General features: G+C 64.3%; 20 protein-coding genes. All 20 read left to right on the top strand.

The genetic code is table 11. From position 1 onward, the window contains the following. Positions 1–4 precede the first annotated feature (4 nt). Positions 5–1,645 carry a DUF935 domain-containing protein gene (locus F7R11_RS15735; RefSeq protein WP_064804989.1) on the top strand — a complete coding sequence of 547 codons (1,641 nt, stop codon included), beginning with the start codon at positions 5–7 and terminating at the stop codon, positions 1,643–1,645. 3 nt (positions 1,646–1,648) lie between these two features. After that, on the top strand, positions 1,649–3,019 hold the full coding sequence (locus F7R11_RS15740) for a phage head morphogenesis protein (protein WP_064804991.1): 1,371 nt from the start codon (positions 1,649–1,651) through the stop codon (positions 3,017–3,019). Between the two features lie 153 nt (positions 3,020–3,172). After that, a complete protein-coding gene (locus tag F7R11_RS15745; protein ID WP_064804993.1) occupies positions 3,173–3,640 on the top strand; it encodes a phage virion morphogenesis protein in 468 nt (155 codons plus the stop codon). A 253-nt stretch (positions 3,641–3,893) separates the two neighbouring features. Then, positions 3,894–4,952: a phage protease gene (locus tag F7R11_RS15750; RefSeq protein WP_064804995.1), complete on the top strand. Its 1,059-nt coding sequence runs from the start codon at positions 3,894–3,896 to the stop codon at positions 4,950–4,952. 42 nt (positions 4,953–4,994) lie between these two features. Continuing rightward, on the top strand, positions 4,995–5,402 hold the full coding sequence (locus tag F7R11_RS15755) for a hypothetical protein (RefSeq protein WP_064804997.1): 408 nt from the start codon (positions 4,995–4,997) through the stop codon (positions 5,400–5,402). A gap of 61 nt (positions 5,403–5,463) precedes the next feature. Beyond that, positions 5,464–6,357 (top strand): Mu-like prophage major head subunit gpT family protein, encoded by an 894-nt coding sequence (locus tag F7R11_RS15760; protein WP_064804999.1) that lies wholly within the window; start codon positions 5,464–5,466, stop codon positions 6,355–6,357. A 124-nt stretch (positions 6,358–6,481) separates the two neighbouring features. Continuing rightward, the gene (locus F7R11_RS15765) at positions 6,482–6,937 is read left to right on the top strand and encodes an HI1506-related protein (protein WP_064805001.1); all 456 of its coding nucleotides are present in this window, start codon (positions 6,482–6,484) and stop codon (positions 6,935–6,937) included. A 6-nt stretch (positions 6,938–6,943) separates the two neighbouring features. Continuing rightward, on the top strand, positions 6,944–7,360 hold the full coding sequence (locus tag F7R11_RS15770) for a gp436 family protein (protein ID WP_064805003.1): 417 nt from the start codon (positions 6,944–6,946) through the stop codon (positions 7,358–7,360). Then, complete coding sequence (locus tag F7R11_RS15775) at positions 7,357–7,812, top strand: phage tail terminator protein (RefSeq protein ID WP_064805005.1); 456 nt, start codon at positions 7,357–7,359, stop codon at positions 7,810–7,812. The genes F7R11_RS15770 and F7R11_RS15775 overlap by 4 nt, the downstream gene beginning before the upstream one ends. After that, entirely contained in the window at positions 7,809–7,985 is a 177-nt protein-coding gene (locus F7R11_RS27045) for a DUF7210 family protein (RefSeq protein WP_156669025.1), read from the top strand. Before F7R11_RS15775 ends, F7R11_RS27045 begins: the two co-directional genes overlap by 4 nt. A gap of 39 nt (positions 7,986–8,024) precedes the next feature. After that, a complete protein-coding gene (locus F7R11_RS15780; RefSeq protein WP_064805007.1) occupies positions 8,025–8,789 on the top strand; it encodes a phage tail tube protein in 765 nt (254 codons plus the stop codon). Positions 8,790–8,810: 21 nt separating this feature from the next. After that, complete coding sequence (locus F7R11_RS15785) at positions 8,811–9,155, top strand: hypothetical protein (protein WP_064805010.1); 345 nt, start codon at positions 8,811–8,813, stop codon at positions 9,153–9,155. Positions 9,156–9,300: 145 nt separating this feature from the next. After that, complete coding sequence (locus F7R11_RS15790) at positions 9,301–13,980, top strand: tape measure protein (protein ID WP_064805012.1); 4,680 nt, start codon at positions 9,301–9,303, stop codon at positions 13,978–13,980. Next, complete coding sequence (locus tag F7R11_RS15795) at positions 13,980–14,378, top strand: hypothetical protein (protein WP_064805014.1); 399 nt, start codon at positions 13,980–13,982, stop codon at positions 14,376–14,378. The genes F7R11_RS15790 and F7R11_RS15795 overlap by 1 nt, the downstream gene beginning before the upstream one ends. Further along, complete coding sequence (locus tag F7R11_RS15800) at positions 14,379–18,059, top strand: hypothetical protein (RefSeq protein ID WP_064805016.1); 3,681 nt, start codon at positions 14,379–14,381, stop codon at positions 18,057–18,059. It abuts the gene before it with no gap. A gap of 10 nt (positions 18,060–18,069) precedes the next feature. Then, positions 18,070–19,236, top strand: coding sequence for a hypothetical protein (locus F7R11_RS15805; protein ID WP_064805019.1), 1,167 nt, complete (start codon positions 18,070–18,072; stop codon positions 19,234–19,236). A 9-nt stretch (positions 19,237–19,245) separates the two neighbouring features. Then, the gene (locus F7R11_RS15810) at positions 19,246–22,299 is read left to right on the top strand and encodes a LamG domain-containing protein (RefSeq protein WP_064805021.1); all 3,054 of its coding nucleotides are present in this window, start codon (positions 19,246–19,248) and stop codon (positions 22,297–22,299) included. Continuing rightward, entirely contained in the window at positions 22,296–22,724 is a 429-nt protein-coding gene (locus F7R11_RS15815) for a hypothetical protein (RefSeq protein WP_064805023.1), read from the top strand. The genes F7R11_RS15810 and F7R11_RS15815 overlap by 4 nt, the downstream gene beginning before the upstream one ends. A 4-nt stretch (positions 22,725–22,728) precedes the next feature. Continuing rightward, entirely contained in the window at positions 22,729–24,657 is a 1,929-nt protein-coding gene (locus F7R11_RS15820; RefSeq protein ID WP_064805025.1) for a hypothetical protein, read from the top strand. Beyond that, positions 24,647–24,871, top strand: a complete 225-nt coding sequence (locus F7R11_RS15825) for a hypothetical protein (protein WP_064805027.1) — start codon at positions 24,647–24,649, stop codon at positions 24,869–24,871. The genes F7R11_RS15820 and F7R11_RS15825 overlap by 11 nt, the downstream gene beginning before the upstream one ends. The last annotated feature ends 17 nt before the right edge of the window (positions 24,872–24,888 follow it).

Consider the following 24,888-nt stretch of genomic DNA (forward strand, 5'->3'; position numbering starts at 1 on the left):
GATCATGGCAACCATCGTTGACGTCAATGGCAACCCCATCCAGCAGGCAGTGCTGCGCGAGCAGCAAACCGCCGAGCTGACCTACCTGCACCGCGAATACGCCAACCACCCGGCGCGCGGCATGACGCCGTACAAGCTCGCGCGCCTGCTGGAAGAAGCCGAGCGCGGACGCCTGCAAGCGCAGACGGACCTGTTCCTGGACATGGAAGAGCGGGATGCGCACATCTATTCGGAGATGAGCAAGCGCAAGCGCGCCGTCCTTAACATCGAGTGGACGGTCGAGCCCCCCAAGAATCCGAGCGCCAGGGAAAAGCGCGACGCGGCCATGGTCCAGGAGCTTGTCAGCGACATCCCCGGCAAGGAAGACATGATCCTGGACATGCTCGACGGTATCGGGCATGGCTTCTCGATGCTGGAAATCGAGTGGCAGCAACTCGGTGCGAGCTGGCTGCCAAAGACGCTGCATCACCGGCCGCAGTCGTGGTTCCAGATCTCGCAGAACGACCAGAACGTGATCCGCTTGCGCGACAACTCGCCCGATGGGGCGACGCTGCTCCCCTTTGGCTGGATTCAGCACGTGCACAAGGCCAAGTCGGGCTACGTGTCGCGCAGCGGCCTGCATCGCGTGTTGGCATGGCCGTACCTGTTCAAGCACTACGCCGTGCGCGACCTGGCTGAGTTGCTGGAGATCTACGGCATGCCGCTGCGCCTGGGCAAATACCCGTCCGGTGCTGGTGATGCAGAGAAGTCGGCGCTGCTGCGTGCCGTCACGCAGTTGGGGCACTCGGCCGCCGGGATCATTCCCGAGGGAATGTCCATCGAATTCGAGAACGCCAGCAACGGCACCGAAGTGCCGTTCAGTGTCATGTTCGACATGATGGAGCGGGCACAGTCCAAGGCGATCCTGGGCGGCACGCTCACCAGCCAGGCCGACGGCAAGACATCAACCAATGCGCTGGGCGAGGTACACAACGAAGTGCGCCACGACATCCAGGCATCGGACTGCCGGCAGCTCGCTCCGACCCTGAGCCGTGACATCGTGTATCCGCTCCTGGTGCTCAACGGAGGTCAGGCGGACAATCCACGTCGGCGCCCGCGCGTGGTCTTCCACGTGAGCGAACCGGAAGACATGGGCGCGCTGGCTACCAACGTGCAGACGCTGGTGAACATTGGGCTGCCGGTTGGCCAGGACTGGGCCTACGAGAAGTTCAACATCCCCAAGCCCAAGGACGGCGAGGCGACGCTGCAACCGCAACGCCAGTCAGCGGCGCCGACGCCGGCACCGGACGGGTCAGAGACGCCGCCCACCGATCCCTCTGTTGCGGCCAACCGTAGCCGACTGCACGCCGCGCTGGCCATCCTGCGCGGCACCGACAGTCCGCAGCCGTTCCAGGATCAGGTGCAGATGGACAAGGCCGTCGACCAGCTCGGCCAGGACGGCACCCTGCAGCGCCAAGCCGTCGAGCTGCTATCCGATGTGCTCAAGCGCCTGCAGGAGGCGCCGTCGGCGGACGCAGCGCTGGGCTTGCTGGCCGAGCTGTTCCCGGACATGGACGACAGCGCACTGCAGGAGAGCCTGGCCAACATGCTGTTCGCTGCCGACCTGGTCGGACGCCTGACGGCCGACGACAGCGACCAGGCGTAACGCATGGCAACGCTCACCGACGCCGATATCCGTGCCGTCTTCCGCATGCCGCCGGAAGACGCCATCGCCTTTGTTAAGCAGAAAGGTTTCCAGATCGGCTGGAACTGGTACGAGGTGAGAGACGCGGCGCACGCGCAGGCGTTCACGGTGGCCAAGGTTGCCCGGCTCGATGTCCTGCAGGACATCCGCAGCGCTGTCGAATCCGTCTTCGAGAAAGGCTGGAGCCTCGGCACCTTCAAGCGCAACCTGACACCGATCCTGCAGGCCAAGGGCTGGTGGGGCAAGCAGGTCATCGTGGATGGCGAGGGCGGTGCCGAGGTGGCCCAGCTCGGCAGCCCGCGCCGCCTGGAGACCATCTACCGCACCAACGTGCAGAGCGCGATGATGGCCGCGCGCTACAAGCAGATGCTGGCCAACGCGCGCTTCCGGCCGTATTGGATGTACGTGGCCGTCATGGACGGCCGCACACGCCCATCGCACGCGGCGTTAAACGGCCGGGTGTTCCGGTACGACGATCCGATTTGGCAGTACCTGTACCCGCCCAACGGCTACAACTGCCGCTGCCGTGTGGTGGCCCTGTCCGAGCGCGACATGAAGCGCCGGGGCCTGGTGCTGTCGTCCAGCGACGGCATGCTGGTGACACGCGAGATTGATGCCGGCGTCGACCCGCGTACTGGCGAGGTCTACCGAACGGAGCAGACCGGCATTCGCCTGGTGCACGACGGCAAACCGATCACGTTCTATCCGGACGCCGGCTTTAACTACAACCACGGCGCCGCCGGCCTGGAGCAGGCCAGCCAGGTGCTGGCCCGCAAGGTGGAGTTCGCCGACCCGGAGCTGGGCGCCCAGGCAATGCAGTCAGCGCTGCACCTGGTGCTGCCCCAGCTCGCGGCCGAGTACCGCACGTGGGCCAGCCAGGTCATCGAGGCGGGGCGCGCGGCGAACAACTACCGGGTGGTGGGAGCGCTGCAGCCCGACGTGCTGGCGGCGCTCAAGCGCATGGACATCCAGCCGGAGACGGCTGCGCTGACCGTGCGCGATGCCGAGCTGCTGCACCTGGCACGCGATACCAAGACAGCACGCAGCGCGGCACTTCCCATGGACGACATCCTGGCCCTGCCGTTTCGCCTGGCGTCGCCCCAGGCCATCCTGTGGGATTTGGAAGACCCGGCGCTGGTGTACGTGTTCCAGAGCGACGGTCTGCAGAAGAAGAGCAAGGTGGTGGTGCGCGTCGACTTCGCACAGCAGACACGTGACGACAGCGGCCGACAGAAAGGGGCACGCAACGCGGTACGAACGGCGGGATTGGTGGAGGCTGCAGACCTGGCCAACGGGAAGCGTTACACGGTGTTGACCGGAAAGATGGAGGAGTGACCGCCGTGGAGGGGCGCCATTCCGGAGCTGGGCCGCTTGGCTTATCCGGTGTCCCTCATGTAGCGGCCAGGTTGAAACCTGGCCCCAGCGAGCAGCCCGGCGACTTTCTGTCGTCACGGCGGTCGGAATCCAGACTATAGCAAAGGTGAACGAATGAGCCAGATGATCGACCTGGAAGTGAACGACGCAGCGCTCAATGCGTTGTTTGCCCGCTTCATGGAGCGGGTCACGAATGCACAGCCCGCCATGCAGGAGATCGCGGAGACCCTGCACGAGCGCACGTCGCAAGCATTCGAGGAACAAGGCATCCCGCCCTGGGTTGACCTGGCCGACTCGACCAAGGCCAAGCGCAAGGCGGATGGCACTTGGCCGGGCAATATCCTGCATGTCACGGGCACGCTGGCCGGCTCCTACACCGCCTCATCTGGGCCTGACTACGCAATGCTGTCCAGCTTCGTGGAGTACGCGGCGATCCAGAACTTTGGTGGCAAGGCCGGGCGTGGGCTGGCAGCCACGATTCCAGCTCGGCGCCAGGTCCCTGTGGACGACAATCAGCAATTGCTCCCAGAGGTCCGCGACGATATCCTGGCTTTCCTGGCGAACTATCTCGAAACCGCCTGAAATCGCTCGCCAAGCCGCGTCGTACTGCGGTTTTGCCCGTAGAGGCGTTTAAACAGCCTCAGGCGGCGCGCAAGGAGAATACAGCCATACGGGTAGCAGGCGCCCCAAGATACCCGCGTTAAACATACGTTAAATCGCCTGCTAGGCGCATTCAGGCAGGCCACCAACACCGCGCAGGCGCGAGCGGACGAATCAGGGCTCCCTGACATTCGTCCAGCTACGACCAACCTCTCCCCCTCGGCACGATGGCGTCATGACCTACGCCATCGCCGTCCTTTCCTATTCCGTTGAGCTGAACGCTGCAGAGCCGGCCGCGCCGATCAAGCTTCTGCCCGCTGGCGCATTCCGTTCGGTTGACGGCCGTCCCGCTGAGTGCCCCGCATGGGTCTGCACGGCAGCCGACGCGCAGCGCGTGATCAACGCGGCGAATGCGCAGAAGCGCAGCATCGTCATCGACTACGAGCACCAGACGCTCAACTCCGAAAAGAACGGTCTGCCGGCACCCGCGTCCGGCTGGTTCAAGGATATGGAGTGGCGCGAAGGAGATGGCCTCTGGGCCTCCGCGCCGGAATGGACCGACAAGGCCCGCCAGATGATCGCTGACGGCGAATACAAATACCTGTCCCCCGTCTTCGCCTACGACAAGAACACGGGCGCCGTGCTGAAGCTGCTCCACGCCGCCCTGACCAATTTCCCCGCCCTGGATGACCTGCCGGAAGTGGCGCTAAGGGCGGCGGCGCACTTCCAACACGACCAATTCCTGGAGAACGTTATGCCCGAATGGCTCAAGAAGCTGCTGATGTCGCTTGGCATCGACCCTGACAACGAGCAGGCCGCTACTGCTGCACTGACCGGCCTGAAGACTAAGGCCGACTCAGCTGCAGCCAAGGAAAGCGAGATCGTCGCGCTACGCGCGAAAGCTGAGGCCGCCGCAACCGGCAACCCCGATCCAGCCAAGTTCGTGCCCGTCGAGACGATGACCGCTCTGCAGACGCAAGTCGCCGCGCTGACCGCCAAGGTCAATGGCCGTGACGTCGAAGACGTCATCGAGGGAGCTCGCAAGGCCGGGAAGCTGCTCGAAGCGCAGGTGACATGGGCGCGCGAGCTGGGCAACAAAGACATCGCCGCTCTGCGCTCGTTCGTGGACAGCGCGCCGGCCGTTGCGGCCCTGTCGCAGATGCAAACCGGCGGCCACGCCCCCGGCGGTTCAGCCAATGAAGGTGGCCTGTCTGAAGCGGAACTTGCCGTCTGCAAGTCGATGGGCATCGCGCCCGAAGACTTCAAGAAGACGCAGAAGGCCGACGCGGCTTAACGCAGCGCGGCGCGGCTTCTCAATCAACTCCTGGAGTAACACATGACTGCAGCAACCGCTGATCGCAACACCTTCCGCCGAGCGGGGACCAACTACGCCTTTCCGATGAAAGGCGCGACCAAGATCTACACGGGGACGCTGGTTTGCCTGCTCGCCGGATTGGCCGTCAACGGCCGCCCCGGCACAGGCTTGTTCTGCGCAGGCGTTGCCCAAGAGACCGTCGACAACACCAACGGCACCGACGGTGCTGTGTCGATCAAGGTGCGTCGCGGCGAACTCTGGCGCTTCGATAACTCGGCCGGCGCCGACCAGATCACGCTCGCCGATGTCGGCAATGACGCCTACATCGTGGATGACTCCACGGTGGCGAAGACCAGTGCCACCAATACGCGCTCGGTTGCCGGGAAGATCCGTGACGTCGACGCTCAGGGCGTCTGGATCTACCTGTAACCCGCTCGCCCGGCTGTCTCCTGCAGGCAGCTAACTCCACCATCCCGGAGCCCAACAGAAAATGGAAATCAACCGCCAGAACTTGGACGCGATGTTTCGCGGCTTCAATCTGACCTTTCAGGGTGCGTTCGATGCGGCGCCCTCCGACTTCGGTCAGATCGCCATGACCGTTCCGTCCAGCACCAGCCAAGAGGTCTACGCCTGGCTGGGCAAAAACACCCGCTTCCGCGAGTGGATCGGCGACCGCGTCGTGCAGAACCTCGCGTCCAACGACTTCACGATCAAGAACAAGCCGTGGGAAAACACCATCGGCGTCGAACGTGAGTCGATTGAAGACGACACCTACGGCCTCTACAAGCCGGCTATCCAGCAGTTGGGCCAGGACGCGAAAGAGCATCCGGACGAGCTGGTGTGGGGCCTTTGGAAAAACGGCTTCTCGCAGCCTTGCTACGACGGCCAGTACTTCTTCGATACGGACCATCCGGTTGGTATCCCAGGCGGTGGCATCACGTCCGTTTCCAACTTCCAGGGTGGTACCGGCACGGGTTGGTACTTGCTGGACACCTCGCGGATGGTCAAGCCGATCATCTACCAGGTACGCAAGCCGTACACGTTCGTAGCCATGGACAAGGAAGACGACGAAAACGTCTTCCACCGCAAGGAGTTCCTGTACGGCGTTGACGCCCGCTCGAACGTCGGCTTCGGTCTGTGGCAACTGGCATTTGCCAGCCGCGAAGCGCTCGACTCCAAGTCGTTCAGCGATGCCTACGCGCAGATGCGCGCTTACAAGGGTGACAACGGCAAGCCGCTGAATATCCGTCCGAAGCTGCTCGTGGTGCCGCCCAACCTGCGCGAGCAAGCGCTTGAAGTCGTCAAGGCTGAGCGCAACGCCATGGGCGCGACCAACATCAACAAGGACGTCGTCGACGTGCTCGACACGTCGTGGCTCTCTTAACCGCATAACACCCCGCCGCGAGAACGCCCGCGCGACGCCATAAGCGCGGGGGAAGGAAGCCAGGAACCCGTGGCGCTGTAGCTGGGTTCCTGAGCGAACCGGACAACCCAATCAGGAGGGCCTTATGCCCAAGCAAGTCAAGGTTTTGCGCGTTGTTGCCAAGCGGGACGGTTTTCGTCGTGCCGGCATGGAATTCGGCGCCGTTCCGAAAAATCTCCCGCTGGAAGAGATTCCTAAACACGTACACACGGCGATCACGGGCGACCCGTCTCTGGTCTCCTTCCAGGTCGTGATGCACCAGCGCGAGGACGGAACCCTTGTCGACATACCTCAGCCGGACTTGGACGACACGGACAGCCGCAAGGCTGAGCTGGAAAAACTGGCCGCAGCGCTGCAAGCCGACCAGGAGCGGCTTGACGCCCGCGCGATGGAACTGGATGACCGCCGGGACGAGCTGAGCAAACGCGAGCACGAGCTGGACGCGCGCCAGCACGAGCTGGACCAGCGCGAAGCCGGGTTGGCAGCGCGTGAGAAAGCCGTGGCCAAGGCCGAGTCCGCCACCAAGAAGTCGGGCGGTTAAGCGGCCATGACGTACTGCACCCAGGCCGACCTAGTGCGCGAGTTCGGCACCGAAGAGCTGGTCCAGCTCACGGACCGCGCCGATCCGCCCACCGGTCAGATCGACGCGGAGCGCGTGGCCCAGGCCATCGAGACGGCCACCGCCGAAATCAACGTGTACCTGGAGGGGCGCTACCCCTTGCCGCTGGCCAGCACGCCCACCGTGCTGCGCCGCGTGGCGGTCGACCTGGCGCGGTACTACCTGTCCAACGACGTCCTGGACGACTCCCCGGTGGCGCTGCGCTATGCACGCCAGCTCAAGCTGCTGCGGGGCATCGCTGACGGCACGCTGTCGCTGGGCCTAGATACGGCGGGAGTCGTCCAGCTGCCGGCCAACACGGTCCAGGTGTCCGCAGGCCGCAACGACTGGGGGAACAACTGGTGAGCGCGACCGGAGACTACTTCGCCATCGAACAGCCGCTGGTCGACCGCATCAAGGTTGTGCTCCCAGACGTGCCCCACGTCATCACCGCCGAAGACGCCGAAACCGCCAAGGATTGGCGCAGAGCGCCCAAGGCGGCTCACGTCATCTATGTGGGCGATGAGGTCGGTCAAGGCGCTGCCATGCAGGGCGGCGGCGGTGTCCAGCTCACGTCGCAGCTCTGGATGGTTGTGCTGCAGGTCAAGCACTCCGGAACCGTCCAGAGCGGTGCAGGCGCGCGACGCATTGCCGGCCCCCTGATCTGGCAGCTCCTCCAGGGCTTGGTGGGACACCAGCTGCTGCCCACCTGGGCTCCGTTGCGCCGCGCGCCCGGTCCGAAGGCAGGCTATCAGGACGGTTTCGGCTACTACCCCTTTGTTTTCCGCACCAACAACCTGATTCGAGGAAAAGCATGACCACCCAAAGCAAGGTCGCCATCGAACTGCTCAAGCCGCACAAGCACGACGGCGAGAAAAAGGACGCAGGCACCACGATCCACGTCCACGAGCACGACGCCGAATGGCTGAAACAGCACGGCGTGGGCAAGGCGGTCGCAACCGAGACCGCACCCAGCAGCCGCCAGCGTTAAACGCCCGGTCGCACTTTCTCAACTCCCGGAGAACCCAGCATGGATTTGCAACCCTACTACTACGGCCAGGGCAAGGTCTTTGGCGGCATGCGCGTCAACGGCGTCGTGAAGTCGCTGCGTTGGCTGCTCGATGTCAGCGCCCTGGATGCCGAATTCCAGGTCGAAGTGAAGAAGGCCAAGGAAAGCTACTCGGGCCAGGCCGCGACGGTGGTCAAGATCATCGCCGGCAAGTCGGCCAGTCTGTCGATGACTGCGATGCAGCGTTCGTCCGAAAACCTGGCGCTGTTCCTGCACGGCACCGCCACCAAGGGCATCGCCGGCACTGTGACCGGTGAAGCGCTGCCCGCTGGGCTCGCTGCAGGCGACCGTATCGCGCTCGCGCACCCGGCCGTCACAAATCTGGTGCTGACCGATGCGGCGGCGACGCCGGTGCCAGTGGATGCGTCCAAGTACGTCCTGGACCCGACCTACGGGGCCATCGACATCAAGGATGTGACCGGCACCACGCAGCCCTGGAAGGCAGCCTACTCGTACGGCGCGGCCGAATCGGTGTCGATCTTTACGTCGCCGCAGCCCGAGTTCTTCCTGCGCTACGAGGGCATCAACCTGGCCGACGAAGGCAAGCCGGTGATCGCCGAGTTCTACCGCGTGTCGACCGATCCGCTCAAGAAGCTGTCGATGATCAGCTCGGGCGATATCGCAGGCATGGAGGTGACTGGCGAAATCATGCTGGACCCGACGCGCGCCTACAGCGCCGAGTTCGGCCAGTTCGGCCGCCTCGTGCAGTTGCCGGCTGCCGCTTAACGCCAGGAGCAGCCGGAAGCTATGAGCCTGACGACAACGGTCCCCATCGGCACGCACACCGTCCTGGTGCGCGAGCTGACGGTGGAAGAGATCCGTGCCTGGTTCGCGCGCATACGGGACCCTCAGCAACAGCTCGACGTGGTCGATGCGCTGATGTTCCGCGACGTGTCTGTCGCAGACATCCTAGCCAGCACCGACCTGACGGCGGAAGCCTTTGGCAGCCTGGCGCCGAGCGAGATCCGCACGCTGATCGAAAAGATCAAGGAGGTGAACCCGGATTTTTTCGAGCTGCGGGCACGGCTGGCGGAAATCGGAAATCGCGCCGCGCCCGACCTGGCGAGTTCGAGCGCACCGTCTGTGCCCTGATCAGGCTCGGGCATCCGAACGCCTGGAAGTACCCCTGGGCCGTCTACCTGGCGGCCTGGGAAGAGATCAAGCAATCCAACCAGAAGTAACCCCGCGCCGTACCGGCAACACGGCACGGCGCGGGCTTTAACCGTCTACCGTCGCCATGGATATCGAACTGAGTCTGAAGCTCAAGCTGTTGGCCCAAGAGTTCGTCCGGGCCATGGGCGAGACGACGTCGGAGACGGATCGGTCCTTTAACACCATGCGTCAAGGCGCCCGAGCGGCGTCCGACGACATCGAGACAGCGTTTAACACGCTGGGCATCCAGAGTTCCAATCAGATTCTGGCTGGCATCGAGCGGATCGAAGCCGCCTACAAGCGCCTGGCCAGCAGCGGCGAGGCGTCGACGCAAGACCTGATCCGCGCAGCACGTGCAGCCAAACAGGAGATCGAGCAGCTGAACCGCTCGATGTCGACAGACAACACGGCCGCCGCCTGGGGCACGCTGGGCGTGCGCTCCCTCAAAGACATCCAGGTCGAGATCTCGCAGGTCCGCTCGGCGTACTACACGCTGGCCGCCAGCGGCAAGGCATCGATGGCCGACCTGGAGCGAGCGGCTGCAGCCGCCGACCAGCGCATTGCCGAGCTGCAGCGCGAGATCGCTGGTACCAGTTTCGAGGATGGCTTTGTCACGCTGGGCATCCGGTCGTTTGAGGAGCTGCGCGCCGAGATCGCCCGCGTACGTGATGCCTACCAGGTCCTGGCCAACTCCGGACGCTTGAGTGGTGTCGAGCTGGCGCGGGCTGCAGAAGCTGCAGAGAGCCGCATCGCTGCTCTGAACCGGGAGCTGAAAGGCGACAAGGCCGACGCCGGCATCGAGGCGTATCGCACGCTAGGCATCCGCGCCTTTGCCGACATCCGTGCCGAGGTCGAACGCACGCAGGCCGCGTATCGCACGCTGTCGCAAAGCGGCAAGCTGTCGGCCGAAGAGCAGGCGCGCGCCTTGGCCGCCACCCGTGAACGTGTCGCTGCGCTCAAGCGCGAGCTGGCCACGGCCGGCAACGAACAAGCGTACGAGGTCCTGGGCCTGCGCTCCCTGCAGGCGGTACGCGCCGAACTGGCGCAGACCGAGGCCGCGTATAAGCGCCTGGCCACGACGGCCAACCTGCCGGCCGCAGAACTGTCGCGCGCAGCCACGGCCGCGCGCCTGCGCATGCGTGAGCTGAACACTGAGCTGAACGGCGGTGTCGCTGCAGCGCAGGCGCACAACGGTGCCATGGGCGGTGTTGTGCAGTCGGTGCTTGCGGCGGCGGCGGCCTATGTCGGCTTCCAGACCGTTCTGTCCGGCGCACGCATGGCCATGCAGGATGCGCTGGCGCTGGACCGCATCAAGACCGGTTTAACGGCGATCACGGGATCGTCTGAGAAAGCAACGGCTGAGTTTGGGTTCATCCGCCAGGAAGCCCAGCGCCTGGGCCTGGACCTGGCCACCGTCTCCAAGGAATACACCAAGCTGGCCGCCGCAACGCGTGGCACCACCCTGGAGGGGCAGAAGACCCGCGACGTTTTCTCCGCCGTCACCGAGGCGTCCACGGTGCTGGGCCTGTCGTCCGAGGAGACGGCCGGGGCGCTGCTGGCCATCCAGCAGATGGTGAGCAAGGGCACGGTGGCGGCCGAAGAGCTGCGCGGCCAGCTCGGCGAGCGTCTGCCTGGCGCGTTCCAGATCGCAGCTCGTGCCATGGGTGTGACCACCCAGGGCCTGGGCCACATGCTGGAGCAAGGCGGCGTCGCGGCCGACGTGTTCCTGCCCAAGTTCGCGGCCGAGCTGCGCAAGACATTCCAGGACGGTCTGCCGGCGGCGATGACATCGGCCCGCGCCGAGTTTGCCCGCCTACAGAACCAAGTGTTCGAGACGGCCGCATCGGTTGGTAAGTCGGGGCTTAACGAGCGCCTGGCCGAGGCCGCACACTTGCTGTCCGAGAAGCTGGCCGATCCGCGCGTGCAGCAGTTCCTGCGCGAGACGGGCATTTCGCTGGGCAACATGGCCGTTGCCGTGGCCAAGGTCTCGGGCGAGCTGGTCAAGATCGGCCAGATCGCCGGTGCCGGGCTCCTGGTTGGCAAGCTGACGGGTGGATTCGCTGCCGCTGGCCAAGCTGCCGCCGAAGCCGGCCGCCAGGTCGGTGTCCTGCAGGCTGGCGCCATGGCGCTGTCGCGCTTGAGCGTCTACCTGACTATCGGCCTGATCGGCATCGAGGCCGTGCGCGCTGGCGTCAAGCTGCTGTCGGACTACGCCCTGGAGCATCGGTCGCTAGGCGAAGCCGAGCGTGCCCGCATGGCCCAGCTCCAGGGGCAACTGCCGGCGCTCAAGGCCGCGACCGAAGCCCAGCAGCAGTACGCCAACGTGCAGCTGCGTTCGGCTGACGAGCTGCTGAAGCTGTCGCCCCAGCAGCTGGCCGCCTACCGCGAGCAACTGGCCGCCAAGAAGGCGCTGCAGCTGGCGGAGATGGGCCTGGCCATGCGTACCGAGGAGCTGACCGGCCTGCAGCTGCAGCAGGAAAAAGGCGGTCGTAACAGCGCCAGCATGGTGAAGCTGCTGTCCGAGCAGCACGCCGAGGCCGGCCGCCAGGCGCAACGCTGGCAGGTCGAGCTGGGCCAGACCAACGCCGCGCTGACCGCCCTGGACGCTGCCACCAAGGGCACCGCGAGCAACGTTAAGGCAACCATCCTGCCGGCGGTCAATCAGCTGCTGGCGGCATTCGATGCCCAGATTGCCCGCAGCCCGGAAGTCGCCACGGCCCTGGGCAAGGTGTTCGAGGGCCTGGACAGCAACAACCTGGCCAGCGTCCAGGCCGTGGTGGCCACCCTGGACGAGCTGGCCGTGCGCGGCAAGGCGAGCGCCCTGCAGATCCGTACGGCGCTGGAAAAGGAGCTGAACAACATCCCGCTCGATGGCCTGGTGCGTTTCCAGACCATCGCGCAGGCAGCGTTCGGTAGCAGCGCCGATGATGCACGCCGGCTCTCCAGCGTCCTGGACACCACGTTAAAGATCGCCCTGGACAAGATGGGGCTGTCTGTCGAGTCCGCGCGCACGGGCCTATCCAAGCAGTTTGCAGACATCCAGATGGCGTTCGATGCGTTGGTGTCCAACGCTCGCGTCAAGGCCCCGGAGATCCGTGCGGCCACCGAGAAGCTGATCGACTCGGCCAAGACTGCGCAGGAGCTGCAGGCAGTGCAAGCGCAGCTGAACAGCCTGGCAGATAGTGGCCGCGCGTCGGCCGACCTGATGGCCGCCTCGTTCGCCAAGGTGACCAACCGCCTGCGCGAGTTGTCGTCTGCCAGCGTGCAGGCGGCCCGCGACCAGACCCAAGTGGTGCAGGCCCAGGCGGAGGCGCAGCGCGCGACAAACGACGTCACGCGCGCCAATGCTCAGCTCGTGCGAGAAGGCCGGGCGCTGTACGTCGCCCAGACCAAGGCCCAGCAGGAAGGCACGCTGGCGGCCAAGGATGCCGCCGTAGCCCAGCAGGCCGTCGTGGATGCCGCCCGCGCCGCCGTCGCTGCAGCCGAGGCCGAGGCCCGCGCGCAGAAGGACGCAGCTGCTGCAGTCGAAGCCCAAGCCCGAGCCAAGGAAGCCGAGCGCCGCGCCCAGCTCGAAGACACCGACAAGGCACGCCTGGCGTCCGAGCTGGCCAAGGCCACTGCAGATGAAGCCGCGCGCCTGGCTGAGAACAGCCGCCAGGCCGCCATCGAGGCCAAATCGTTGGCGGATGGCTGGAGCGCCGTGGCCGACCAGGCCAAGGCTGCCGCCAGCGACGTGGCCGAAGCTGGCAACGCTGGTGGGGAAGCTGGCCAGAAGGTTGCCGGCAGTATCGGTGACGGTGTTGCGACGATCATCAACGGCATCCGCGAAAGCGTGCGGGCACTAGGCGACGATGCCGAACAGCGCTTCGCCCAGATGACCGGCATGTTTAACGGGCCGACTGACGCGGCGGGCAAACTCGCCAAGAGCCTGGCTGACGCCCGCTTCGAGCTGGGGTACCTGCAGAGCAACAAGCCCATTGGGGACGCCGTTGGCCTGAGCACGGCACTGGTCAACATGGCCCAGGCTGCAGCGCGCGTGAAGGTCGATACGCTGGAGAGTCGCGTCAACATTGAGCGGATGGCCGCCAGCGCGCTGGCTGGCGCCAACGCTGCGCAGTTGCTCGCACGTGGCTACAGCGGTGTCGGCGACGCCATCCGCCAAAGCACGCGCGACGCCGTCTCACAGTCGGAGAGCCTGGCCAGCAATGCGCGCGGCATCCACGAAGAGCTGCTGCGCATGCAGGGCAAGGAAGAGGAAGTCGAACAGCGCCGCTACAAGCAGCGCCTGCTCGATCTCGACCTGGAATTCAAGATCGCCAACGCCAAGATGGTGACGGCCCAGGCTGAAGCCAAGACGCCAGAAGACCGGGCCGCGCTCGCCCAAGCCGCCCGCGACCTGCAGACGGGCTATCAAAGCGCCAAAGCCGACCTGGCCGAGATCCACAAACGGACCATGGCCGATATCGCCGATGAGAAGCGCGCCAAGCAGCAGGCTGCCGAAGAAGAGGCGCGGCGCACAGAGGAGCAGCGCCTGCAGGCCCTGCAGACAGCCGCCCAGGAAAAGACAACCAACCGACTGGATGCGGTCGATCAATCAGCTCAGCAGGCGTCTGCTGCTGCCTCTGCAGCCAATGCGCAGACGGAACCGGCCAGGCGCGTACGCATTGAGCTGGCGACGAAAGACGGAACCATCGAGGCCGACATCAATGCCAAGGATGAAGACGCATTTATCAGACTCATGCAGCAAGCGAAGGAGCGCGCGTAATGAAGCTCACTAACCAGGTCTCAGGCGTGGTGCTGCAGCTTCACCACGATCTGCTTTGGACTGATGAGCACTCCTGGACAAAGGCGGTCACCACTACGACCTATGCCATCACCGGTGCGCTGCTTGTGCAGGCCGCCACGCGCAAGACCGGCCGCCCGATCACCCTGGCGCCACCCAACGAGGAAATGGCCTGGTTGCCACGCTCTACGGTCGACGCGCTGCACGACTGGGCCGATATCGCAGGGCTGCAGATGACGCTGGAAATGGAAGACGGCAAGACCCGCAACGTCCAGTTCCGCCATGCCGACGGCGCCATGGATTCGCGGCCAGTCAAAGGTTTCCCTTCTCCCCAGCCAGACGATCCGTTCCTGGCCACGATCCGCTTGATGGAGATCTAAATGCCGATTCAAACCGGTGACATCAAACTGCTGCAGTCGGAAGTGCTGCTCGATACCGACAACGGCGGCGGCCGGATGACGGCCAACGAGGTGGTGGACGGCCTGTCCAACAACCTCTTCCCGGACATTTCCGAGCTGGACCGGACCTACGGCCGCATCGCGCTGCGCAAGGCGTTCCCGGCCGTCATGACCAGCACCACGGACGCTTACTTCGGTTGCAACCTGGTCGTTGCAAAGGCCCCGGACGATCCCAACGTCTCGATGACGATGTTCACGACCCGCAACTGGTTCGACCATCGCAGCGACGCGGCCAACGGCGTGCAGTCCTACCTGGCCAAGTCCGTTAAATGGGCCGGCCAACTGCTCGGCACGCAACTGCAGGGCCAGCGCTCGGTGCAGCTTCTGCTGAAGGTCGGTGATCCGGTACCGAAGATCGGGCAGACGCTCGTCCTGGTGCAGTTCGAGGGCTTGCCGACCGAGTTCTCCCAATACGTGCGCGTGTCGGACGTTAAGACCACCACACGCCAGTTCAACTACAACAACGGCACGGCAGGCGGCATCACGTTCACGGGCGTCATGGCGACGCTTACGATCTCGTCGCAACTGCTCTACACGTTTAACGGCCCGGAGCCGACCCCCTACGACAACGGCGCCGCTCAAGCGATCTGCCGCGACACCGTTGTGGCCAACGCCGCCAACTACTACGGCGTGTCGGACTTGATCGAGGCGGTGGCGCCTGGCGACGTGAATATCGGCGTTAAGTCGATCTATTCGCAGTTGGTGCCCAGTGCCCAGCAGAGCACGCCGCTGGCCAACTTGAACGCGGCCGGCAACTACAACCCAGCCGTGCAGTCCGGCCAGACGCGCCAGGCTATCCCGGTGATCATCAGCGGCGCGTATCCGCAGCTGATCTATGTGCCGACCGCCATCAAGCCGGGTTCGCTCACGCTCGGGGCTTGTTCGGACGACGGGGCCGGCAACCTGATCATCACCTCCAACAACGTGGTGGTCGGCACCGTTGCCTACACCACCAACACGATCACGCTCAGCCAGTCGATGGGGCAAACCGGCCAGGTCAGCCTGAGCTGGATGCCGGCCGGCGTGCCGGTCATGGTGGCAAACACCGCGTCGATCGACATCAACCAGACGAATCGGCAGAACGTCTTCGTTCAAACGCTGGCACCTTTCCCGGCACCGCGGCGTCTGCAGATCTCCTACATGGCACAGGGGAACTGGTACACGCTCACGGACACAGGCGGCTCCGGCGGCTTCGGTGCGATCAAGGGCAGCGACCCATCACTCGGTGCCGGCACGATCAACTACGCGACCGGTACCGTCACGCTGACGCTCGGGGCGTTGCCCGATGACGGCTCGTCGCTGATGTTTGCCTGGTCGTCGCCGGTGCAGTACTTCAATCGCTCGGACACGACGCCGCCGGCCCCGTGGGTCAGCTTCTTTATTACGCCGACCGACAGCACGCAGCAGCTCGTCATGGGCACCGTCAACGTGACCTGGCCGAAGCCTGGTGGCGGCAACTACAGCGCCACCGTGGTATCGGACACCCAGAAGATCACGGGCGACGCCACGGGCTATATCCGCTGGTACAACGGCCAGTACGAGATCCGCCTATCGCCCAATGTGCTGCCGGCGGGCGGCACCACCTTCACGTTGAACTACAACCTGGGCAGCAAGAAGACCAAGCATTTCACGGCACCGCTGCGCGATGGCAATGCCGACCTGAACCTGGTGCTGGATGACAAGAACATCGTCCCCAGCTCGCTGAAGGTGACCTGGAACGTGCTCATCAACGACTACAGCACGATCTCGAACGTCCCCGCGCAGATGCAGTACTTCCAGACTGACCCCTATGCGACCGCGCAAGGTGACAGCACGGGCAAGCTGCGCCAGTACAAGGCAGATGGCACCAACACGGTGGTCGATCACAGCGCGGTCGACTACGTCAATGGCCTGGTGAAGTTCAAGCCGGACGTGATCGTGAGCGTGCCGCAGCCCGTGTACCAGTCCAACGTGATCGGATACATGCGCAACGCGAATGGTGGTCTGAGCGGCCCGGACTTCTTTAACCCGGTCTATCAAAACACGCTGGTCGGCATCAACTATTACCCCGTCGCGGCCACCTATCCCAACGACGCCAGCGGCTCGGTCGACGTCGAGTACATGACCACCACGGGCAGCGCACAGCAGCAACAGGTGACCGTCTCCGAGTGGAAGTTCGACCTGACGTACCAGTACAACGAGCCGCTGGTGCCTGGGTCTGTGATGTTCGCCTGGGGCGGCAAGGTGTACTACGAGCTGAACGGCACGCTGTTCTGCGACTTCAATGCAGGGACAAACAGCGGCACCGCCGCCGGCACCATCAACTACGCCACCGGCGAAGTCTCGATCACCACCTACACGCCAGGTGGCGGCAATGGGGTCAGCCTCCTGTCGCTGCTGACAACCGTAACGGGCCAGCCGGTGGACTTCCTGAGCTTCCGCGTACCGCAAGCCCCGGTGGTGCCGGGCAGCCTGCAGCTCCAGTTCAGCCCGGTGACGGGTGGCACGGTGACGGCCACATCGAACCCGGACGGCACCATCACCGGCACCAACTGCTTCGGCTATATCAACTACCAGACCGGCGTCGTGAACATGCGCTTCGGTCGAATGGTGACGGCAGCGGGCAATGAGAGTGCCATCTGGTACAACCCTGATGCCGTGACGACGGACGGCAAGATTTTCAAGCCGTATCCGATCTTCGCCAACACGGCCACCTACAACGCCGTGGCGTATTCGTACCTGCCGCTAGACAGCTCGATCCTGGGCCTGGACCCGGTGCGCCTGCCCGTCGACGGCCGCGTGCCGATCTTCCAGAAGGGCTACGTGGTGGTGGTCCACCACACCGAGCAGATCCCGTTCCCCAACGCGAACGCGGGCACAAAGGTCAGCGCAACGCGCGTGCGCCTGGCTGTCGGCCGAGTGATCGACAGCTCGGTGCCGTACAAGGTCGTGGACCCGAGCATGTACTCGACGGACCTTAACGCCGGCACTTGCACCTTGGGTGGCTCGATCAACACGAGCGGCTACAAGCTGCCGCTGGTGTTCGAGAACCGCATCGAGGACATGGCGCAGACGTCCGACGTGCAGATCAACGGCCGCCTGGCGCTGACGCGTCAACTCACCCACAACTTCCCGGTACCAGGCTCGAAGGTCTCTTCGGCCCTGATCGCGGGCGACCTGCAGGCGCAGGCGCTGAACATGTTTGCGCAGGCAACCTGGAGCGGCGCATGGTCAAACGCGCTGATTGGTGCTGCACCCACGGCCAACTACAACAACGCGCAGTACCCAATTCTGGTCACCAACAAGGGCGCGCTGCAGGAACGCTGGGCGTTGATGTTCACCGACCCGCAGAACTTCCGAGTCGTAGGCGAGCAAAGCGGCCAGGTGGCAACCGGCAACGTCAACCAGGACTGCGCACCCAACAACCCTGCAACCAATCAGCCGTACTTCACCCTTCGCGCTGCTGGCTGGGGCGGTGGCTGGCAGGCCGGCAACATCCTGCGGTTTAACACCACGGCCGCCAACTTCCCCGTGTGGGTCGCTCGTACGGTCCTGCAAGGGCCTGCCACGGTGCAGGACGACACCTTCCAAATCCAGATTCGCGGCGACATCGACCGTCAATAGAGGACCCACCATGACCGTTAAATTCTTTGCGAGCACAGACAAGGGCATGCCCACGCCGTCGAGCGCGGCCGGCGCCCTGGCGGCCTTTCTCGATGTCTGTCTGAATACCGGGTACAACGCTCAGACCGCCACATCGCTGACCCAGACCGCCGGCACGGCCACGATGGTGCTCAACAGCGGCCACGGCTTCAACCCGGACCAGAAGGTGCTGGTGTCGGGGGCAAACGAAGCGGGGTACAACGGTGAGCAGACGATCCTGTCCACCACCAGCACGTCGATCACCTTCGCGGTGCCGAGTAACACGGCCGCGACTGCCACGGGCACGGTGAGCGTCAAGGTGGCGCCGCTGGGCTGGAACATCGCCTTCACCGGCACGAACAAGCGCGTGTACACGCCGTCTGTGCCGCAGAGCCTGGGCTTTTTCCTGCGCGTGGATGACACCGGCAGCGTGGCGCGCGTGCGCGGCTATGAGAGCATGACCGACGTGGACACTGGCGTGGGGCCGTTCCCGACAGATGGCCAGATCAACGGCGGTGGCTTCTGGAGCAAGCAGTACTCTACCTACGCGGTGCAGTGGGCGTTGTTTGGAGACGAACGCATTTTTTACCTTCTGCTGTTCCCGCAAGGCGTATCGTCGGTAGGTCCGCTGGTGGGCTTCGGAGACATCAATGCCCAATCGTCGGCAGACGCTTATGCCTGCATGCTGGCCTGTGTCCCCACCGATTTTTCGTACACCAACGGGGCGCTGGCGGGCGACCTGTCGTTCCCCCAACAGGCCAGCAGCAACGGCATCTTCTTCCCGCGTGGGTACACCCAGACGGGCTCGGCCAAGCAGGCGTTCCTGGCCTCCTTCGGTATCCCGATGGGCTCGGTGTACAGCGGCACTGGCAACGCCAACAACGGCAGCGCCGTGGGCTTGTCGTTCCCGAACCCGGCGGACAACGGCATCTTCGTGAACGCCCCCTATGTGGGACACGATGCCGGCCTCCGTGGTCAATTGCCGGGGCTGTACCACACCTGCCAGAACTGGTTCAGTAACTACAACCACCGGGACAAGATTCCCGGCACCGATGCGCTGGTGGGCAAGAAGCTGATGGTCATCCGCACCGGCACGCCGAGCGGCGGCCTGTCGTACTACGGCATGGTCGGCATCGACATCACCGGCCCGTGGCGCTAGGGGGCGGCGATGGCGATTCTTCCGAATGGCAACGTCGTCTTGCTGCTGCATTGTGATGACGCCGCCGGCTCTACGGTCCTAGCCGACTCGTCGCAGTACGCGCAGCTGGCCAAGTGCTATGGCACGTGCGCTCTCAGCACGGTGCAGTCGATGTTTGGCGGCAGCTCGGTGAAGACCGGCAGCGCAAATGGCAGTTTCTTTGCCGTGGGCACCAACCAGACGATGGACTTCGGCGTCGCCGACTTCACGGTCGAGAGCTTCGTCTATCCGGTCTCGCAGGGGGCGGATGGCGGCGCGGTATTCGGGCGCTGGGACGGCACAAACAACGACTTCCTGGTTGCGCGCAATAGCGACGGCTCGCTGGCTGTGTATGTCAACGGCAGTTTGCTGTTCTCGACCTCGGCCGGTGACCTGCCGCTGAATGCCTTCGCTCACGTGGCCTTGGTCCGTGCCTCGGGTGTGGTGACGCTTTACGTTAGCGGGGCGGCCAAGGGCTCAGCCGCGTACGCGCTTGCAATCCCTTGCACGCACGGTGTCCCGCTGTACTTCGGCCAAGCCAACCAGTCCGGGGGCGCCACCTGGTCGGAGGCGTACTACGACGAAATCCGCGTTAGCAACGGCCTGGCGCAGTACCTAGCACCGTTCTCACCTCCCACTGCAGCGTTTGGGGGCGCGGACCAAGTGCTGGCCTACAAAAACGTCGTGATCAACGATGCACCAATCGCGTATTGGCCCCTGAATGACGCCTCCGGGACTTCGTTGGCGGACGTGATGTCGAATCCAGCCAATGCCACGGCTTCGGGCGGAGTCACGGTAGCCCAAGCGGCGATTGCTCCAGGTCTGGGCACCTGCTTGCTGCTGGATGGCAGCACCAACCGCATCGACATCGCCCCGTCAGTAACCAAGTTCGCCATTGCGGGCGCGATCACAGTCGAAGGCTGGGTGAAGTACTCGCAGTCGGGTGGCGGCAATATTTTTAGCTGCGCTTACAACAACGGCTTCCGCGTGCAGATCGGTGGTGGAGCGGGCGGTAGTGGCGTGAACGTGATCTTTAACGCCGCCAACGTCCTGTCGTCACCGGCCAATCTGAGCCCGAACACGCTGTATCACGTGGTGGTGACAGCCAGCAGCTCTGGGGTGAAGATCTACGTCAACGGCTCGCTGGTGGCCAGCAACACCACGGCCTGGTCGTCGATGGACGGTTCGGCTGTGTCGCTGGGCTACACAGCCACCGGTAGACCGCTGGAGCCGATGGGCGGCAGTCTGTCGAACGTTGCGGTGTACAGCAAAGAGCTGTCCTCTGATCGTATCGCCGCGCACTACACGTCCGGTCTCGCGTCGCCTACCGCGTCTGCCGACCCGAATTTTGGCGATGTGCTGTTGCTGGTGCAGGGCGATTCCAACTATGTGGATTCGTCGGCCAGCCCGCTGACCGGCACTCCGATCGGTTCGGTGGCGGTGTCCACTAGCACGTTCAAGTTTGGTGGCGGCAGCATCGGGTTCTCGGGCGGGATGTTGAAGTACCCAGGTGCGACGCTATACGCGGCGATGGCCTCGTCGGCCATGACGTTTGAAGCCTGGATCTACCCCACTGCCGGCGGCTCGTTCCAGCGTCTGATGGCCTTCAGCGATGGTACTGCCACGAATTTCCAATATTCGCTGACTATCGACCTCGATAGCAGCAACAAGTTGAAGTTCCTGCAGCTGAGCGGCAACGCCCTGACCCAGATATCCAGCGTCACACCCTTGCCGATGAACCAGTGGTATCACGTCGCCCTGGTGATGAGTGCCGGCACGTTGATGGGATTCGTGAATGGCGTCTTGCAGGGCTCGGCTGCCGTCGGCCCCACAAACAGCTTGTCGGATGGCGCGCTGACCTTGGGGGCCGATTCGAATAACGGCTGGGCCTTCACCGGCTTCATGGACGACGTGCGATTCACCAAGAACGTGGCGCGCTATACGGGCAATTTCACGCCTCCTTCGGCGGCATTCCCGAACACTGCTGGGTCTAACCCGACAGACCCGTATGCCAACAACGTCTCGCTGCTGATCCATTGCGATGGGGCGAACAACAGCACGACGTTCACTGACACGTCGTCCTACGTCCACGCGGTGACGGCCACGGGCAATTGTGTGGTCTCGACAACGAACCCCAAGTTCGGTAGTGGCTGTGCTTTGTCGCAGGGCGCCTGGGTCGACCACCTGGAAATCTCCAACAGCAACGCACCGGAGTTTGACCTGGCTTCTGCTGACTTCACGGTGGAGGGTTGGGTGTTGGTGACCGGGCTGGGTGCATCGGGGGGCGCCATGATCGGCCGTTGGGGTATTGGCCCAAGCACCAATGCGGACTGGATCGTGTATATCAGTCCCAGCCGTCAGGTGGGGCTCTACATCAACGGCGGCCAGACGTTGCCGGAAAGCTCCAGCTCGGCATTGCCGAACGACGGCAACTACCACCATGTGGCTGTTACTCGTCAGGGCAGCACGCTGCGGTTGTTCATCGACGGCACCCAAGTAGGCACCGCTACGTTCTCGGGCACCGTCCAGAACTCGCTGGGCCAGCCGATGCGGACCCACGTGTGGAATGACAACGTGAACAGTCGCTTGGATGGCCGTCTCGACGAGATCCGCATCACCAAGGGCGTAGCGCGCTATACGGCGAACTTCACGGTGCCGACCACCGCCTTCCCCAATCCAGGCGTGGCTCCGGTGATCCAGAAGTACACCAAGTTCATCGGCACTCAGTCGCGCCTGGTGAAGAACATCCGCAGCCTGGCGCCAGGCAACACCAACCGCATCTTCCGTACGCACCGCGTCACCGACTACTACGACGGCGGATCGAAGCCGATCGCCGGCAAGGTCACGGTGAATGACAACCCAGACAGTCGGATGGTGCGGCTGTTCGACCTGCGAAGTGCGCGTCTCCTGCGTGTCACCTGGAGCGCGGCTGATGGCACGTACTCCTTTCCAGGCATGGACCCTAACCGCGACTATTTCGTGGTGGGTCACGACTACACGAAGACGTTTAACGCCGTGATCCAAGACCGGGTGAGGCCCGCATGACGCTGAATTTTGCCCAGACGGTTCTCACGGATCGATTGCAAGCCCTGACCCGAGCGCTTGATGCCGACGCTGCACCTGGACGCATCAACCTCTACAGTGGCCCGCGTCCGGCGCCAGGAGCGAATGTCACCAGCCAAACACTGCTGGCGTCCATCCCGTTCCAAAAGCCCAGCTCTGGCGGCGTCGTTAACAACGTGCTGACGTTGAACTACGTGGCCGGCCCGGTCCTGGCCGTGGGCACGGGCGTCGCTGTTTGGGCTCGCTTTGTCGACGGCGGCGGGGGATACGTTGCTGACATGGATGTGTCGCCCGTCCTGATGCCGGACGGGCTGCCAGGCACATCTGAAATCCAACTCGACAACACACAGATATATGCCGGCGGCTCGGTCACCATCCGAGACGTTGCGAAGCTGACGGAGCTTTGAGTCGATGCCCGGCTATACCCCGTCCACCGATCTGGATTTCTCCGGCGAGTATGTGCCGCCAGCAGGGAATGCGGTCGACCTGGCCATGCCCGCGTCGGGCGGCCCGGTTGCGAACCGTGGGTCGGTGCGCCTGGTGTACGCCAAGCCAGTGCTGGCAATCGCCGCAACGGTCGCCAAGCCCCCCAATCGTGACGCGCACTTGGCGATGGTTAAGGCCGTGCCGGTACTGCGCGTGGTGGCGCATTACGACCTGTTGGTGACGCGGCCGTTTGGCCCGGAAGTGCACGTCCGCCATCAATCCGCGAGCCGCACGCGGGCAGACACACGGGGCGAGTACCAGGTCGGCACGCCGGCGTCGGCCGACGTCGTCACCGAGTGGAACACGGCGCAGAAGCTGGCCGACGCGGTCGTGCGCGACGAGTGGCAAAGCTCAACTCCGCACAAGGTGGTTGGCCGTCTGCAGCACCAGGTCGCCAAGCCGCTGGCTGGCAATGCTATCGGTGGCAAGTTCGTTGACCTGGTGCCGCACAAGCCCCTGTCGCGGGTGCGCTGGCAGAAGGCACAGCCGGGCAACATCTCCGCCATAGGTTTCCGCCACCAGCAAGGCATCCCGATCAAGCGCACGTCGGCCGAGCCATGGCAGATGGCCAAGCCATTTGGCGGCTCTCCCATGCTCATGACGTCCAAGGTGGGCACGCCATTCTCGGCGCTGGACCGTGTGCGCTGGCAAGGCAGCCGGCAGGCGCCGGCTGGCAAAGAAGACGACAGCAAGCCACCAGTTAAGCCGCCGTACCAAGGCACCGGCGACCTGGTGTTCATTTGCCCGTGGCTGGACTACGCCGGCGACGACGTGCTGCTCAAGTTCGGCAAGTACCCCTGCAAGGAAGCCGAGCCAAAACCACCAGGCACGACCATCGTGGTGCCTGTTAAGAGGGTCTATATCGTGATCAACAACGTGCTGCTGCGGCGAGTTGACGGCAACGTGGAGCTGCCGACCACCTCCCTGTCGCTGACCATCGAGGCAGACGGCTGGACATGGGGCTTTAACGCTGCCATCGAGCGAAGCGCAGAGGATGCGGTGGCCCCAGCAAGTGACGGCACGCCCGTCGAGCTGGAGGCAGTCATCAACGGTACCGCGTACCGCCTGCTGGCCGACAAACGACGGCGCGACCGCGAGTTTGGCAAGGCCGTCGTACGCGTTACCGGTCGTGGCAAGTCGGGCATCTTGGATGCACCGGATGCACGAATCATGAGCTTTACCAACACGCAGGCCCGCACGGCACAGCAGCTCATGAATGACGCGCTGACCATCAACGGCGCCAGCATCGGTTGGGCCGTCGACTGGCGCCTGACTGACTGGCTGGTGCCCGCCGGCGCGTGGGTCCACCAGGGCACCTACAAGACCGCTCTGCAGGCCATTGCGGGCGCTGCAGGTGCCTACATCCAGCCAGACCCGTCCCTGGCCAAGCTGATGGTGCTACCGCGTTATCCCGTGGCACCGTGGAACTGGGGCACCGTGACGCCCGATTTCGTGTTGCCGTCCGACGTCACCAGCCGAGAGGGGGTCGAGGACGTGCGCCTCCCGCGCTACAACCGTGTGTTCGTCTCCGGCCAGGCTCAGGGCATTCTTGGCCAGGTCACCCGCGCCGGCACGGATGGCAGCATCGAGGCCCCCATGGTCACGGATGCGCTGATCACGCATGCAGACGCGGCGCGCCAGCGTGGCCTGGCCATCCTGGGCGACACCGGCAACCAGGCCCTGTTGTCCCTGCGCCTGCCAGTCCTGCCGGAGACCGGAATCATCACACCGGGCAAGTTTGTGCAATACGTCGACGAAGGCGTGACCCGCATCGGCATCGTGCGCGGCACGTCGGTCGACGTGGGCATGCCCGAGATCTGGCAAACCATTGGAGTGGAAACCCATGTTTCTTAACCCCTACCGCCTTCTGCTCAACCTGCTGCCCGATCCCGCGCTGCAGGTCGGAAAAGTCATCACGATCACGGGGGGAGTGGCCGCCATTCAACTGCCAGGCGGCGGTATGGCGTCAGCGCGTGGCGATGCCGCGCCCAACGATTGGGTGTTCTTCAGGGATGGGCGGATCGAGGGCAAGGCCCCGACGCTGCCGGTGGAAGTAATCGAGGTTTGAGTGAAGAGGGCGACGGC

Origin of the sequence: Ralstonia insidiosa (genome assembly GCF_008801405.1) — a bacterium.
GTDB classification, from domain to species: Bacteria; Pseudomonadota; Gammaproteobacteria; order Burkholderiales; family Burkholderiaceae; genus Ralstonia; species Ralstonia insidiosa.

Coding starts and splice junctions, on each gene's coding strand:
- F7R11_RS15735 (WP_064804989.1), top strand. CDS start 5: ATGGCAACCATCGTTGACGTCAATGGCAACCCCATCCAGCAGGCAGTG.
- F7R11_RS15740 (WP_064804991.1), top strand. CDS start 1,649: ATGGCAACGCTCACCGACGCCGATATCCGTGCCGTCTTCCGCATGCCG.
- F7R11_RS15745 (WP_064804993.1), top strand. CDS start 3,173: ATGAGCCAGATGATCGACCTGGAAGTGAACGACGCAGCGCTCAATGCG.
- F7R11_RS15750 (WP_064804995.1), top strand. CDS start 3,894: ATGACCTACGCCATCGCCGTCCTTTCCTATTCCGTTGAGCTGAACGCT.
- F7R11_RS15755 (WP_064804997.1), top strand. CDS start 4,995: ATGACTGCAGCAACCGCTGATCGCAACACCTTCCGCCGAGCGGGGACC.
- F7R11_RS15760 (WP_064804999.1), top strand. CDS start 5,464: ATGGAAATCAACCGCCAGAACTTGGACGCGATGTTTCGCGGCTTCAAT.
- F7R11_RS15765 (WP_064805001.1), top strand. CDS start 6,482: ATGCCCAAGCAAGTCAAGGTTTTGCGCGTTGTTGCCAAGCGGGACGGT.
- F7R11_RS15770 (WP_064805003.1), top strand. CDS start 6,944: ATGACGTACTGCACCCAGGCCGACCTAGTGCGCGAGTTCGGCACCGAA.
- F7R11_RS27045 (WP_156669025.1), top strand. CDS start 7,809: ATGACCACCCAAAGCAAGGTCGCCATCGAACTGCTCAAGCCGCACAAG.
- F7R11_RS15780 (WP_064805007.1), top strand. CDS start 8,025: ATGGATTTGCAACCCTACTACTACGGCCAGGGCAAGGTCTTTGGCGGC.
- F7R11_RS15785 (WP_064805010.1), top strand. CDS start 8,811: ATGAGCCTGACGACAACGGTCCCCATCGGCACGCACACCGTCCTGGTG.
- F7R11_RS15790 (WP_064805012.1), top strand. CDS start 9,301: ATGGATATCGAACTGAGTCTGAAGCTCAAGCTGTTGGCCCAAGAGTTC.
- F7R11_RS15795 (WP_064805014.1), top strand. CDS start 13,980: ATGAAGCTCACTAACCAGGTCTCAGGCGTGGTGCTGCAGCTTCACCAC.
- F7R11_RS15800 (WP_064805016.1), top strand. CDS start 14,379: ATGCCGATTCAAACCGGTGACATCAAACTGCTGCAGTCGGAAGTGCTG.
- F7R11_RS15805 (WP_064805019.1), top strand. CDS start 18,070: ATGACCGTTAAATTCTTTGCGAGCACAGACAAGGGCATGCCCACGCCG.
- F7R11_RS15810 (WP_064805021.1), top strand. CDS start 19,246: ATGGCGATTCTTCCGAATGGCAACGTCGTCTTGCTGCTGCATTGTGAT.
- F7R11_RS15815 (WP_064805023.1), top strand. CDS start 22,296: ATGACGCTGAATTTTGCCCAGACGGTTCTCACGGATCGATTGCAAGCC.
- F7R11_RS15820 (WP_064805025.1), top strand. CDS start 22,729: ATGCCCGGCTATACCCCGTCCACCGATCTGGATTTCTCCGGCGAGTAT.
- F7R11_RS15825 (WP_064805027.1), top strand. CDS start 24,647: ATGTTTCTTAACCCCTACCGCCTTCTGCTCAACCTGCTGCCCGATCCC.